Origin of the sequence: Gracilimonas qinghaiensis (assembly GCF_046602855.1) — a bacterium.
Lineage (GTDB): Bacteria > Bacteroidota > Rhodothermia > Balneolales > Balneolaceae > Gracilimonas.
In genome coordinates this window covers 1612445-1627199 of sequence record NZ_JBKINJ010000001.1, presented here as the reverse complement: position 1 = coordinate 1627199, position 14755 = coordinate 1612445, and the positions used below count along the sequence as shown (strand labels likewise).

The 14755-nt window shown below is 41.6% G+C and carries 12 protein-coding genes; 7 read left to right on the top strand and 5 right to left on the bottom strand.

The genetic code is table 11. The features are described from left to right. The first annotated feature begins 99 nt into the window (after nucleotides 1-99). The 3 genes from ACKGJO_RS07330 to ACKGJO_RS07320 are packed head-to-tail and all read left to right on the top strand — an operon-like array spanning nucleotide 100 to nucleotide 5632. The gene (locus ACKGJO_RS07330; RefSeq protein ID WP_411322760.1) at nucleotides 100-1179 is read left to right on the top strand and encodes an efflux RND transporter periplasmic adaptor subunit; all 1080 of its coding nucleotides are present in this window, start codon (nucleotides 100-102) and stop codon (nucleotides 1177-1179) included. Next, complete coding sequence (locus ACKGJO_RS07325; RefSeq protein ID WP_411322759.1) at nucleotides 1176-4280, top strand: efflux RND transporter permease subunit; 3105 nt, start codon at nucleotides 1176-1178, stop codon at nucleotides 4278-4280. The genes ACKGJO_RS07330 and ACKGJO_RS07325 overlap by 4 nt, the downstream gene beginning before the upstream one ends. 29 nt (nucleotides 4281-4309) lie before the next feature. After that, complete coding sequence (locus ACKGJO_RS07320; RefSeq protein WP_411323284.1) at nucleotides 4310-5632, top strand: TolC family protein; 1323 nt, start codon at nucleotides 4310-4312, stop codon at nucleotides 5630-5632. A gap of 4 nt (nucleotides 5633-5636) precedes the next feature. On the opposite strand, the gene ACKGJO_RS07315 is transcribed toward ACKGJO_RS07320, so the two are convergent. Together ACKGJO_RS07315 and ACKGJO_RS07310 are read right to left on the bottom strand one after the other, a co-directional pair. Next, nucleotides 5637-6044, bottom strand: a complete 408-nt coding sequence (locus ACKGJO_RS07315) for an ATP-binding protein (protein WP_411322758.1) — start codon at nucleotides 6042-6044, stop codon at nucleotides 5637-5639. A 3-nt stretch (nucleotides 6045-6047) separates the two neighbouring features. Beyond that, nucleotides 6048-7352 (bottom strand): Glu/Leu/Phe/Val family dehydrogenase, encoded by a 1305-nt coding sequence (locus ACKGJO_RS07310; RefSeq protein WP_411322757.1) that lies wholly within the window; start codon nucleotides 7350-7352, stop codon nucleotides 6048-6050. Nucleotides 7353-7620: 268 nt separating this feature from the next. Between ACKGJO_RS07310 and ACKGJO_RS07305 the strand changes: the two genes are divergently transcribed. Together ACKGJO_RS07305 and ACKGJO_RS07300 are read left to right on the top strand one after the other, a co-directional pair. Further along, nucleotides 7621-8745: a hypothetical protein gene (locus ACKGJO_RS07305; RefSeq protein ID WP_411322756.1), complete on the top strand. Its 1125-nt coding sequence runs from the start codon at nucleotides 7621-7623 to the stop codon at nucleotides 8743-8745. Nucleotides 8746-8890: 145 nt separating this feature from the next. Then, the gene (locus ACKGJO_RS07300; protein ID WP_411322755.1) at nucleotides 8891-9391 is read left to right on the top strand and encodes an HNH endonuclease; all 501 of its coding nucleotides are present in this window, start codon (nucleotides 8891-8893) and stop codon (nucleotides 9389-9391) included. A gap of 24 nt (nucleotides 9392-9415) precedes the next feature. Here ACKGJO_RS07300 and ACKGJO_RS07295 read toward each other — a convergent pair whose 3' ends face one another. Next, a complete protein-coding gene (locus ACKGJO_RS07295; protein ID WP_411322754.1) occupies nucleotides 9416-9958 on the bottom strand; it encodes a DsrE family protein in 543 nt (180 codons plus the stop codon). A 156-nt stretch (nucleotides 9959-10114) separates the two neighbouring features. On the opposite strand from ACKGJO_RS07295, the gene mnmA reads away from it, so the two are divergent. Beyond that, nucleotides 10115-11245: a tRNA 2-thiouridine(34) synthase MnmA gene (gene mnmA, locus ACKGJO_RS07290; RefSeq protein ID WP_411322753.1), complete on the top strand. Its 1131-nt coding sequence runs from the start codon at nucleotides 10115-10117 to the stop codon at nucleotides 11243-11245. A 61-nt stretch (nucleotides 11246-11306) separates the two neighbouring features. Beyond that, nucleotides 11307-12065: a DUF4412 domain-containing protein gene (locus ACKGJO_RS07285; RefSeq protein WP_411322752.1), complete on the top strand. Its 759-nt coding sequence runs from the start codon at nucleotides 11307-11309 to the stop codon at nucleotides 12063-12065. Between the two features lie 59 nt (nucleotides 12066-12124). Here the strand turns inward: ACKGJO_RS07285 and ACKGJO_RS07280 are convergent, their stop codons facing one another. Together ACKGJO_RS07280 and ACKGJO_RS07275 are read right to left on the bottom strand one after the other, a co-directional pair. Continuing rightward, nucleotides 12125-14161 carry a thioredoxin domain-containing protein gene (locus ACKGJO_RS07280; RefSeq protein ID WP_411322751.1) on the bottom strand — a complete coding sequence of 679 codons (2037 nt, stop codon included), beginning with the start codon at nucleotides 14159-14161 and terminating at the stop codon, nucleotides 12125-12127. Beyond that, a complete protein-coding gene (locus ACKGJO_RS07275) occupies nucleotides 14151-14594 on the bottom strand; it encodes a methylglyoxal synthase (protein WP_411323283.1) in 444 nt (147 codons plus the stop codon). Before ACKGJO_RS07275 ends, ACKGJO_RS07280 begins: the two co-directional genes overlap by 11 nt. Between the last annotated feature and the right edge of the window lie 161 nt (nucleotides 14595-14755).

Genomic DNA, 14755 nt, shown 5'->3' with positions numbered 1-14755 from the left:
TTTTATGCAATTTTACAATGCTTTGCATGAATATAGAATGCTTGCTGCTTTCCAGTAGTTATCTTTAAACCAAATACATAATACAATACATCCTGATACATGAAGCGAGTACTTATAATAACCGGTGTACTGTTGGTTTTGGCACTGTTGGCCTATCCGAAAATAACTGAACAGTCAGCAGATGGCGGAAACTCTTCGGGGCAAAACTCAGAGAGTGATCCTCTATCTGTGGATGTTCATGTAGTGGAGCCACAGGTTTTTGAAAATAAGATATTTACTACGGGTACTCTTTTGGCTAACGAAGCTATCGAACTCAGAAGCGAAACCTCCGGCAAGATAGTGGACCTGAAACTTGAAGAAGGAAGACAGGTTAAAGCAGGTGAAATGCTGATTAAAATAAACGACAGTGAACTCCAAGCCCGGCTTGAGCAGTCTTATTTTCGAATTGGCTTGGCTGAAGTTCGTGAACAGCGTCAGAAACAACTGCTTGAACGCGGCGGCATCAGTCAGGAAGAGTATGATGCAACCCTAAATGAACTTAATATTCTAAAGGCGGAAACCGAGCTCATTAAAGCTCAGATCGACAAGACTGAGATCTATGCACCGTTTGATGGGGTAGTAGGTTTGAAGTATGTGAGTGATGGGAGCTATATCAGCCCGACTACGAATATTGCCAATTTTCAGTCCATCAATCCCATTAAAGTAGAGTTTTCTGTTCCTGAAAGGTATGCAGGTGTTGTAGAAGTTGGTGACCTTGCCATTTTTAATGTACAAGGTCAGGACGAGGATTTTGAAGCTATCATTTATGCAATTGAACCTCGTATCGAAACCCAAACCAGGACAATGAGGATCAGAGCAAAAGCTGACAATGATGACAGTAGACTGCTGCCTGGGGCTTTTGCAAACATTGAGTTGATCCTGGAAGAGATAACTGATGCTTTAATGATCCCAACTATTGCGGTGATACCCGAGTTGCAGGGCCAAAAAGTGTATGTTTTGAGAGATGGAAAGGTTGCTGAGCAGCAGGTTTCTACGGGTATCCGTACCGAGAGTGACGTACAGATAGTAGAAGGTATTGCTCCGGGTGATACAGTGTTAACTACCGGGTTGTTGCAGGTTAGGATAGGTATGCCGGTGCGTGTTGATCAGGTTGATAAATATGAAGAGGGTGAATTATGAGTTTATCGTCATTAAGTATCAGGCGTCCTGTTCTTGCTACGGTCATGTCGTTGGTAATTCTGATCCTCGGGATCGTGGCATTTACATTCCTTGGTATCAGAGAATACCCGGCTACAGAACCACCCATAGTAACGGTAAGCACATCTTATACCGGTGCCAATGCCGAGATCATTGAATCTCAGATCACTGAACCGCTCGAGGAAGAGATCAACGGTATCGCCGGTATCCGTACCATAACCTCGACAAGTCGTGAAGGACGAAGTACCATTACTGTTGAATTTGAGCTTGAGATCGATCTGAACGATGCTGCCAATGATGTGCAATCAAGAGTGTCTCGTGCGGTAAGAAACTTACCGCCCGATGCCGATCCACCTGTAGTATCCAAAGCGGATGCAGATTCAAGCCCGATTGTTTTTCTTAATGTTAGAAGTGATAAACGAAGTCTTCTGGACCTGTCTGATATAGCCTTTAACGATTTTAAAGAACGGGTACAGACCATCCCCGGTGTAAGTAGCGTACAGATCTGGGGTGAAAAGGAATATTCTATGCGCCTTTGGCTAGACCCACTCAGGCTGGCAGCTTACAGGCTGACCCCATTGGATGTTCAGCAAGCACTTCAGCGCGAAAATGTGGAATTGCCATCAGGTAGAATTGAGGGCAACTTGACTGAATTGACGGTGAGAACACAGGGTAGGCTTTATGAGCCTGAAGAATTCAACAATCTGATCATTGCTGAGTCTAATGGTAATGTGATTCGGTTCAAAGATATCGGAAATGCAGAACTGGGTGCTGCCAATGAAAGGACCATCCTGAAAAGAAATGGGGTTCCAATGGTAGGTGTGGTTATTGTACCACAACCCGGAGCTAATCAGATCGAGATCGCAGATGAATTTTATAAACGCGTGGAACAGATCAAAACAGACCTGCCCGAGGATATAGAAACAGCTGTGGGCTTTGATACTACAGAATATGTACGGGCTTCCATTGACGAAGTACAGCAAACTATTTTCCTGGCTTTGGGCTTGGTGGTACTAATCATATTCTTATTCCTGCGTGACTTCCGGACCACTGTGATCCCAATCATTGTTATTCCAATTGCACTGATAGGTGCATTTTTTGTGATGTATATTGCGGGATTTTCCATCAATGTCTTGACATTACTGGCAATCGTACTTGCTATTGGTTTAGTGGTTGATGATGCCATTGTTGTACTTGAAAATATCTACGCAAAGATCGAAAACGGAATGGATGTGATCGAAGCCGGTATACTTGGTTCGCAGGAGATCTTTTTTGCGGTAGTCGCAACATCGTTGGCACTTGTTTCTGTGTTTACCCCGATACTCTTTCTTGGAGGTCTGACCGGAAGACTGTTCCTTGAATTTGGTGTGGTTATGGCCGGTGCCATTATAATTTCTTCGTTTGTGGCCCTTACACTTACACCTATGCTTTCCACAAAGTTTCTTAAATCAGATGCTAAGCACAGTTGGTTCTATAAAAAAACGGAACCTTTCTTCATAAAACTTAATGAGGTTTATAAGTCAAGCCTTGAATCATTTATGGAAAAGCGCTGGTTGGCATTTGTGATCACGGCACTGTGTATTGGGGGTATTTGGGTGTTTTTAAATAGTCTTCAGCAGGAACTAGCGCCGTTGGAAGACAGAGGCCGGCTCATTGTAAGCTCAACGGCCCCTGAAGGTGCCACCTTTGATTACATGGATAGGTATATGAATCAGTTGACAGATTTTTTATTGGAAGAGGTTCCTGAAACCGAAGGATTGATAACGGTGACATCTCCCGGATTTGGCTCATCAGGATCGGTGAATTCCGGTTTTGGACGACTTATTTTAACTGATGCATCGGAAAGGGAGAGGTCACAGCAAGAAATATATAATGACCTTTCAACGAAGATACAGGACCTAAGTGGGGCCCGAACCTTTGTTGCTCAAGAACAAAGCATTGGTGGAGGTCGAGGTGGTCAACCTGTGCAGTACGTACTCCAAGCCAACACTATAGACAAATTAAAAGAAGTAATTCCTGAATTCATGGAAAAAGCGAGTCAGGATCCAACCTTTGCTTTTGTGGACGTGAATCTGAAGTTCAGTAAACCGGAAGTTGAGATCAGTATCGATCGCGACAGGGCTCAGGCTTTAGGAATTTCAACCCGTGATATTGCTGAAACTCTACAGCTTGCTTACAGTGGTCAGCGATTTGGATTCTTCCTTAGAAACGGAAAGCAATATCAGGTGATCGGGCAAATGTCCAGAGAAGACAGAAATGCTCCTATCGATTTAAAATCGCTCTATGTGCGTAATCGTGATGGAGATATCATTCAGTTGGATAACCTTGTTACCTTGAGAGAAACAAGCAGCCCGCCCCAGTTATATCGATTTAACAGATATGCGTCGGCTACTGTGTCTGCGAGTCTTTCACCGGGTAAGACTATCGGTGATGGTATTGACGCCATGGATACGATTGCTGATGAAATTTTGGATGCATCTTTCACAACTTCGCTATCAGGTCCTTCAAGAGATTTCGTTGAAAGTTCTTCAAGTTTGATCTATGTCTTTTTGCTTGCTTTGGTACTGGTTTATCTGGTGTTATCTGCTCAGTTTGAAAGTTTCCGTGATCCATTGGTGATCATGTTTACGGTGCCGCTGGCATTGACCGGGGCATTACTTACTCTTTGGTATTTTAATCAAACGCTGAACATCTTTAGTCAGATCGGCATGATCATGCTCATTGGGCTGGTGACCAAAAATGGCATATTGATCGTTGAGTTTGCAAATCAGAGACAGGTACAGGGATTAACAAACCTTGAAGCTATCAAAGAAGCGGCTGTTGCAAGATTCAGACCTATACTTATGACGAGCTTCTCAACTGTACTCGGTATTCTCCCGATCGCACTTGCGCTGGGCGCCGGAGCTGAAAGTCGTAAATCAATGGGTATAGCGATCATTGGCGGGTTGATATTTGCAAGTATTTTAACTCTTTATGTCATACCTGCATTATACAGCTACATCTCAGCTGACCGATCTGAAAAAGGTGCGATTGATGATGAAAAATTAAAGAAAATAGACAACATGGAACCCGCACAAGTATGAGACCACAAACATTGAAACAGTCCATTTTGATGAAATTAATATTCGTTTTCAGTCTAGTGATATTTACAGGTCTAAGCTCTCAAACTAATGGACAGGTCATTTTAGAGCTTGAAGATGCGGTAAGGGTGGGTCTTGAAAATAATTTTTCGATCCGCATTGTAGAAAATCAGGTTCGGTTATCCGAGAATAACAATTCGATCGGCAATGCAGGCTTTTTGCCCGTCATTTCTGCAACTGGGTCTATAAATGAAAGAGTACAGGATAACGTGACAGTATACGGAAATCCTAACATTACAGATCGTAATGATGAAGGTGCGGTAACTACTGTGTATGACTACGGGGTAAATGCTACCTGGAGGATCTTTGATGGATTGACCATGTTTGCAACGCTTGATCGTCTCTCCAGTGAAATGAATATCAGTGAAGCCGAATTACAACTTCAGGTAGAAAATGTCTTGGCTGATATCATTACGGGTTATTATCAGATAACCGGACAACAAAAAGCAGCTGAAGTATTAGGGAACACGGTTGAGATATCTGAAGAACGAATTCGTATTGCGGAAACTAAAAGAGACCTCGGGTCAGGTTCAGAGTATGAGTTACTTCTTGCCCGTGCTGATTATAACACAGACCGTACAGCTCTCATTCGAGCCAATACAAATCTGAATCAGTTTAAAGTTGTACTTACTTCAATTTTGGGAGATTCTGTATCAGTAGAGTTTTCTGTACAGCCTGAGATAGAGCTAGCTGATCGTTTAGTTTATCAGGAGCTACTGGGTGATGCTTTAAAACAAAATCAGGAACTTAAGATTGCTCGCTTGAATGAACAGGTTGTAAAGGCCGAAATCCGTGAAATTCGTGGTGATTGGATGCCAAATGTTGATCTATCAGGAGGGTATGGATACTCAAGAACCGAAGCAAGTTCAGGGTTTTCAGAGTTTTCTGAGACCAAGGGTTGGCGTTATGGTGTCAGTGCTTCGGTTAATTTATTTGATGGCTTTAATAAGAATCGCAGAATGCAAAATGCTAGGATCAGGCTCAAAAATCAGGAGCTTTCAAAACAGGATCTTCGGTTAAGGATCACAGCAGAGATCAGTCGGATTTATGCTCAATATACAGATGCATTAGACCTGATAGATCTGGAAGAGGAGAATCTGGAGATCAATAATGAAACCGTTAGTATTGCATTGGAGCGATTTGAGCTTGGAACGATCAACTCAATAGAATTAAGGGAAGCACAGCAAAGCTTGCTGAATGCAGAGAATAGGCTCATTGAGGCAGAGATCGCGGCGAAATCGGCAGAAACAGAATTGTTAAGACTTAGCGGAAGGCTATTGCAGAAAAGCCCGTAAGGGACTAACTGTCGAGATAAAAGGTCAGGGTCAGTTTTCGCCCATCTTCTTCAAATAAGACCTCATCGGCATATTCTTTCATCAAAAAGACGCCCCGGCCACCAGTGTTAAATAAATTATCCTCAGCAACGGGATCCGGCAGTTCATCCGGTTTGAAACCCTGACCTTCATCAGTTGTAATAAAAGTCAATTTGTTACCGTCCCGGTAAGCAGACACTGTGGCATTTTTTGACTGATCAAGTTTGTTGCCATGAACAATGGCGTTTGTGACGGCTTCACTTACGGCAAGCATCAGTCGGGCATAGAATTCATCATCGAATTCAAGCTCTTTTTGTAGCTCGTTAAGTAATCCTTCCAGCTTTTCTACTTCTTCGTAAGCAGACTTAAGAGTAAGTTCGTGTAGTAATTTCATTGATTATGCATAAATACCACGCAATTTCAGCGTTGTGGCTACGCGATCGATCGCGTACACATATGCCGCCTGTCTGAGTGTAATACTATACTTTTCACTTACCATAAACAAGTTGTCGAAAGCTTCGCGCATCATTCGGTTAAGTCGACGGTTCACGCGCTCTTCAGTCCAGAAATAACCGTGTCTATCCTGTACCCATTCAAAGTAGGATACAGTAACACCACCGGCGTTTGCAAGGATATCAGGTATCACCATGATCCCGTTTTCTTCAAGGATCCTGTCAGCGTTGGCTGTAACAGGTCCATTAGCGCCTTCAGCAATAATTCGTGCTCTTATGTTAGGAGCATTATCCTTGTTGATCTGATCTTCTTTGGCTGCAGGAATCAGGACATCACATTCTAGTTCAAGCAGGTCTTTGTTTGTGATCTTTTCAGCTCCGCTAAATCCTGAAAGTGAGTTGTTGTTAGTCAAAGAATAATTCAATGCTTCAGGAATATCAATTCCATCCTTGTTATAGTAACCACCACTGATATCGCTAATTGCAAGGATCTTTGCACCCTGTTCGTACATAAGCTGAGCTGAAACAGAACCAACATTTCCAAATCCTTGAACTACAACAGAAGTATTACTCGGCGAAATTCTAAGCTTACCCAAGGCAGCAAGGGTACAGGTAACAACACCACGCCCGGTAGCTTCTTTGCGACCTTTTGATCCTCCTAAAATAATAGGTTTACCTGTCACAACAGCGGTTTCAGTTTTATTTTGTTTCATGCTATAGGTATCCATGATCCATGCCATAACCTGTTCGTTGGTGTTCATGTCAGGAGCAGGGATGTCGCGATCAGGTCCAAATACTTCAAGCATATTGGCAGTGTAGCGACGGGTCAGTCTTTCAAGTTCGCTTTGTGAAAGTTCTTTTGGGTTGACACGTACACCACCTTTAGCTCCACCAAATGGAACATTGACCACAGCACACTTCCAGGTCATCCAGGCAGCAAGGGCTTTGACCTCATCTATGGTCACATCATCAGAGTAACGGATACCACCTTTTGATGGGCCCAGAATACTATTGTGTATCACACGATAACCGTCAAATACCTCGATCCTGCCATCATCCATGGTAACCGGAATGGAAACCATGATCACTTTTTCAGGACTTGAAAGGTATTTAAAGATACCCTCATCCAGATTCAGGATCTCTGCCGCAAAACGGAATCTTTCCATCATTGAAGCAAAGGGAGAATCGTGAGTAATATGGGGGGTTGGTTCTTTATAGTAGCCGCTGGAGATAGAGTCTTTATTAGACATTGAAGTGTGAAATGTAAATGTTATTATTTTAGGTCAAAAAAGCGGTTCCAAATATTATGGTAAGCCTAAAACTATCGCTTTTTTTTAATAAATATCAGGCAATTATAAACTTTTTCAATGTTATAGCATAAGATCAATTAATCAGTCAATACTGCTGAGATATCGCATGTTATCTAATTGTTAAGTATGCCATGTAATTCATAATCGTAATACTGTCTTAACATTTAGTTTTTACACTTAGACCCAAATCAGCACACATAAAAAGTAAATGTCAGATTCATCAGAAAATAACGGCTCAAGCCCTATCGAACGGTTTATTCCAACTGGATTTTACGACGTTATCAGACAAGAACGAGTTTTTATAGGACTCATAGGAGTATTCTTTTTTATTGCCGGTGTGGCGTTCCCCTACGCTGAACTTGCAATGTGGGTAGGATTCTTTTTTGCAGGGTACTCAGCAATAGCAAATGACAGTATCCAAACGATCGGCACCTTCCTTGCTTCCAATATGGATAAAAAGTGGTGGGTTCTTTGGCTTTGGATCGGTGGTATCTTTTTAGTAACGGTTACGGTTAGTTGGTATATCTATGATGGTGATGTAACCTACCAAAGATTAACCTCAAAAGGATTTTCTGAAGCACCAACCAATTTTACCTTTCTTCAGGTAGCTGCACCTATCTTTCTTTTGATACTGACTCGAATGAGAATGCCGGTGTCAACCACTTTTCTTTTATTGAGTGCTTTTGCGTCCTCAGCTGAAGGCATTACGTCAGTTCTTGGAAAGAGTTTGTCAGGATATGGTTTGGCATTAATTACCGGACTTGTTGTTTGGCTGATTGTTACCAAAACCGTAGAAAAAAAATTCAATGGCGAGCCTAAGAAGTTCTGGCTACCCCTTCAGTGGATCATTTCAGGTACATTGTGGGCTGTATGGGTTATGCAGGATGCTGCGAATATAGCCGTATATCTTCCGCGCTCGCTTGATATCAGTCAATTCCTTGGATTTTCTCTCTTTATCTTTTTTGGTTTGGGATTATTGTTTTACTTGAGAGGAGATAAAATTCAGGAGATCGTTACTGAAAAATCCAGAGTTACTGACATCAGATCGGCAACAATCATTGATTTTGTATATGCTATTTTACTTGTTTACAAGCTGTCTATCAGTACTGTGCCAATGAGTACTACATGGGTATTCTTGGGATTACTGGCCGGACGTGAATTGGGGATCAGTATTATGGATAATAAAGAGATGGGACGGCCACTTTCAAAAGTATTCATTATGGCCTTTAAAGATCTGAGCTATGCATTGATAGGTTTAGCCGTATCCATTATTCTGGCGATCTCAATAAATGATGAAGTAAGGAGGGAACTGCTACAATTCATTGGCTATTGATATTTAAAGCCAAATATTACATACTTAGGCGTCCTGCATATAGGTTCTTATAAGCAGGGCGCCTTTTTTGTTTTTCAAACACTGCATTCTTCATGAAAGAGTTAAAAACTGATATATCATCAACAGTAACTAAATTGGATGCTCAATGAATGCGAATGTTTTGGTATTAAATCAGGATTATCAGCCTTTGAGTGTTTGCTCAGTACAGCGCTCTATGAAACTGATCTTTTTGGAAAAAGCTGAACTTTTGCATGATGACCCTGAAAAGGAATTAAGAACCACGCGAAGGTCGTTTCAGTTTCCATCTGTGATAAGGTTGAGAAACTATATTCGGGTTCCGTATAGCAAGATCGTATTATCAAGAAGAAATGTGATGCGGCGGGACGATTATACCTGTCAGTATTGCGGAAAGAAATCGGGTCTTACCATCGATCATATTATGCCGAAAAGCCGGGGAGGCAAAGATACCTGGGAAAACCTGACTACGGCTTGTGATCGTTGCAACGTCAGAAAAGGGAATCGTACCCCAAAAGAGGCTAAGATGGAATTATTGAGCAAGCCATACAGACCGGTACCGATTACTTTCTTTAGGGATTCCAATGGGGGCGTTCAAGAGCCGTGGAAACCTTATCTTTATATGACCTGAGACCTGAGACCTGAGTTTCATTGTTCAGTCAAACACCATGGGTACATATCCGTTCTGAACATGCGTAGTAAATACTGTGAGCATCGACAATCCCAATCTGACCTGTTCATGGATCTCACCATACTCATATTCTCTGGCTATCAGTGACTGACCACAAACGTAAAGTGCAACACCCGCTTCCTTGAGTTCTTTAATGAGGGGAATATTTGGATTGTCCATCTCATACCTTTTTTGATAGGCCTTGTTGGTCAGGGTAACATCAGTAGCTCCTCCGTGAATAGCTACACTAACTTTCAGGTTTTCATGTTTAACTCCGCCCAAAGCATGTAGATTGATCATTCGTGCTACATTATTAAGCCCGGGATTAATACTGGATTTATCCCGCTGAAGTGTTTTGAGGTCAACAACGATTTTATATTCCCGATCAGGTTCCGGATCTACTGAATTCGGTATTACATAAATCCCACCGTAGTTTTCTATAATGGGAAATGCTGCTTGCTGAGCTATTAGCTCACTGGAGAAAGGAAGCAAAAGTACAGTGATGGTGAGAAACAATTTCTTAAACATGAGGTAGTTATTTATTCGGGGTATGGTGTCGAACCGAGTATATAAGAGACTATTGGTTAAATAGCCATTAACAATCAACGGTCATCGTCCTTCACCTAAAAAAACCTTATATTTCTACTTGGCTTGCGCCAGATAAAAAGTTTATAAATTAGTACTATGAGTAAAAAAGGAAGAGTTTTAGTAGCTATGAGCGGCGGTGTGGATTCATCGGTTGCTGCTGTAATGTTGCAAGAACAAGGCTACGAAGTGATCGGTATTACGATGAAAACATGGGATTATCACAGAAGTGGTGGTAATTCGGGTAAGGAAACCGGTTGTTGTACAGTTGAGTCTATGAATGATGCTCGCCATATAGCTGTGAATCATGGCTTCAAGCACTTTATTGTAGATATTCGTGAGGAATTCGGAGACTGGGTGATAGACCGCTTTGTAGATGATTATATGGATGGCAGAACGCCAAATCCTTGTGTGCTATGTAACACACACATTAAATGGGCAGCCTTGCTGAAACGGGCTGATAATCTAGGATGTGATTATATTGCCACAGGGCATTATGCAAAAGTTCGGGCGGAAAATGGCCGGCATGTGATATCCCGGGGGCATGACCCGAAAAAAGATCAATCGTATGCACTCTGGGGAGTCGATCAAAAGCATCTGGCACGAACTATCTTCCCATTGGGAGAATATCCAAAGACTGAAATTCGTCAGATTGCTGAAGATCACGGTCTTTTGAACGTGGCTAACAAGCCTGATTCCTATGAGATCTGTTTTGTTCCTGACGATGACTATCGAAGGTTCCTGAAAGACCGTGTTGATGGTCTGGAAGAAAGAGTTTCCGGTGGCAAGTTTGTGGATCAGAATGGAAAAGTAGTTGGTGAACATGAAGGATATCCATTTTACACCATAGGTCAGCGGAGAGGTCTTGATCTTGCAATGGGCAAGCCTGTTTACGTTACTCATATAAATCCTATAACAAACACCATCACGATCGGTGAGAAAGAAGATCTTGTGAGTTCAACACTTGTTGCAGGGGAGATGAATCTTGTCAAATATGATAAGATCCCGGAAGATGAAATGGAGATAACAGGTTCCATTAGATATAATGATGACGGCGCGATTGGTCTCTTGACCCAGCTCAGCGATACTGAAATGAAAGTTCACTTTCCTGCAGGTCGGGAAGCAATTACACCCGGACAAGCCATTGTATGTTATGAGGGAGATGACGTACTTGCAGGCGGGTGGATCAAAAAAGTAAACGTAGGAATGGAAGATCTTATTCCGGCCTGACACGTAACAAATCAATTTCTAAAGCGTTTAAAATTTGACCTCTAAATCAAAATCAATTTATATGTTAAATAAAAAATTATCACTACTTGGGCTTATCTTTTTTTTAGCCCTTTTTTCAGGTTCAGTTCATGCTCAGTTCGAGGGGCAGATCACTATGGATGTTTTTTCTGAGGATGACGGAAAGATAGAAGTGAGTCAGGTGAACTTATATGCTACCCCTAACAGGATCATGTTTAAAGGTCAGGATAATTTTTCAGTGATGGATCAAATGTCTACAGATGGTTTGTTGATCCGAAATGATATGAAAGATTTTGTGATCATGACTGAGAAAGATCAGGCTTTACAGGTCACAAAAGTAGAGATCGAGGGTTTGGTTGAGATGCTGAGCAGTTGGGGGGGTGATTCAAAGGAAAACCGGAATACACCAAAACCTGACTACAGCTTTTCTGATAGAACTCAAACAATTTTGGGGTATGAAACTGCTGAGATGATCATTACAGATTCTGAAAATCCAAACAAGCACTTGTCTGTTTGGCTGGCTCCAGAAATTGACATTAACTGGGGGATGTTAGCCGAAAAATGGAATAACATGCCAAAAAGCATCGATTCAGAGATAAATGGTGTCGCTCAGGATGTTGTGTTCAAGGGAAAGAACTTTCCAATGTTGATCGAAGCAGTTGAAGGAGATGAAAGAAAAACTATTATGAAGGTCAATAACGTGAATCGTTCTTCTGTCGCCAAGTCTATGGTCGAAATACCAAGTGGTGTTACACTGATGAGTTTTAAAGACTATGTTTTTAGGATGATGATGGAACGCTAAAACAGGCTCTGCTTCACACATTACATTTTAAAGCTCTCTTTAATGAACGAGAGCTTTTCTTATTTGTGCAATGAATCTATCATTTCTTTAGGATCAAAGATCGGTTGTTTGCAGGTAAAATTAGTACAAACGTATAGAGCTGTTTTGTTTTCTTTTACTTCCTGTGAGCCTGTGTATGGGGCAACATTTGCCAGTTTTAAAGCATTATACTCATGTTTGAAATGTACTACATTGAAAGGTTCAAACTGCTCCTGGAACAGTTTGTTGAAAAGCTCTTTATCTTTATTAGGGGAGACAAAAGTAATTTCTTTTGAATCAGCATTCAGAAACTGAATTGCCTGCATACTCTGAGTGATACTTGAACCTGAGCGGATCAGTTCTGCCGAAAATGTTTCTCCGATCTTTTGAGCTTTTTCTTCAAGTTCTGTTTTTCCGGTTAGTCGACTAAGTTTGATCAGGTTACAAAGTGAAACTGAGTTTGATGATGGTACTGCACCGTCATAAAGCTGTTTTTGAGGACCGTATATCTGATCTTCCTGCTGCATACTGAAATAGTACCCACCATTTTCAATATCCCAGAACACGTCTGAAAATTTCTTATTCCAGCTAAGGGCTTGTTCAAGATATTCAGGTTTAAATGTGGCCTCATAGCATTCTATCAGGGCCCAGATCAAAAAAGCATAGTCATCCGCCATGGCGTCTATACCGGCTTCCCCGTCTTTGTATCTGTGAAGTAGATGTCCGGAATGAACTAGGTTATTATTGATAAAAGCTATACCTCTCTCTGCAAATTCTATGAGATCTTCATCACTAAAAATGAAGCCTGCTTTAGCAATGGCTGCTATCATCAAACTGTTCCAGTCAGTAAGGATCTTGTCATCAAGCAAAGGGTGCTCTCGCTCTTCCCGTTTATCAAATAAATGTTCTCTGATTGTCTGGAAGGTTTCGGATTCATTATCATTAAGAGATGAGCTGAGATGAGGGATGTTAGCTCCGGTCAGTTTTTTTGTTGCTTCATCTTTAAAGTTGCCTTCTTCTTTGATATTGAAATGATCAGTGAAGAACTGAAGTTCGTCTTTGTCAAGGTTATTACTCAATTCTGAACGTGTCCATACATAGAATTTACCTTCCTCACCATCACTGTCGGCATCTTCGGCTGAATAAAAGCCACCCTCAGGATGCCGGAGTTTCCGTTTTACGTAATGTATGATCTGATAAGCTGTTTTTCGAAACAGCGGATCTTTTGTTGCCTGCCATGTTTCTGTACATGCCATCAGAAGTAAAGCCTGATCATACAGCATTTTCTCAAAATGAGGGAGAAGCCATTCCCGGTCGGTAGAGTATCGATGAAATCCATACCCAATATGATCCCAAATTCCACCTAAACGCATATTGGTAAGAGTATCTGTTACAATATCTAAAAACCGTTGATCTCCACTTATTTTCCACTGTCGTAATAAAAACATGAGGTTATGGGGACTTGGAAATTTGGGTGCTGTTCCAAATCCTCCATGCTCTGTGTCAAAACTTTTGGTAAGCTGTTCTGCAGCAAAATCAGTAGCCTCTGTTCCGGGAAACATTCCTCCTTCAAAATCCTGAGATCGCTGGAAGCCTTCTTTGATCTTTTCAGAGGCTTTTTTGACTCGTTTTGGTTCATTTTTCCACATGCCTGCCACTCCAGGTATAAGCTGCCGCAGTCCTATACGGTTGAATCGGGCATCTTTTGGAATATAGGTACCTGCAAAGAAGGGTTCTTTATCTGGTGACATAATGATGGTTAAGGGCCAGCCACCCTGCCCGGTCAGCATCTGGCAGACGGTCATGTACATATTATCGATGTCAGGCCTCTCTTCCCGATCGACTTTGATATTAATGAAGGTCTCGTTCATCATCTCTGCAATCTCGGGATCCTCAAAACTTTCATGAGCCATAACGTGGCACCAATGACAGGTTGCATAGCCTATGGAAAGGAATACCGGCTTATTATCTTTTTTAGCTTTTTTAAAAGCCGTATCACCCCAAGGGTACCAGTCTACTGGGTTATCGGCATGTTGTTGTAAATATGGACTTTTTTCTTTGGCTAACTTATTCGGCATCAAAGTCTTTTTTGAAACGTTGGCTATAGTCTACGATGAATCGATCATACTTTGTCTTCATGAGTGGTGAAGTGATCAGGAAATCAGCTGACGAACGGTTACAGGCCATCGGGATATTGTATACAATACTGATCCTTTGTAAGGCTTTTACATCCACATCATGAGGTTGTGCCTGAAGGGGATCCCAGAAGAAGATCATCACATCTATTTCATTCTGGACAATGGCTGTACCGATTTGAAGATCGCCGCCAAGCGGACCGCTTTTGAATCTGAATACCGGCAGTTCAGTTTTTTCTGAGACTAATTTTCCGGTCGTTCCGGTTCCAAAAAGGTTGTGATCAGACAAGATTTCGCTGTTGTATTCAGCCCAATCAAGCAGATCCATTTTACGATGATCATGAGCAATGAGAGCGATGTTTTTTTTAGGCTTCATTGACTGAATGCTATCAGCAATGGAAGGATGCATTTTATTTGAAGACATTATGATAAACTTTGAGTGAGAGTTACTCTTAAAGATGCGAAGGTAAGGGCAAATATAAAAACAAATGTAAGGTCAGCTTTGAAAAGTGCAGGTATAAAATATTAACAGCTGCC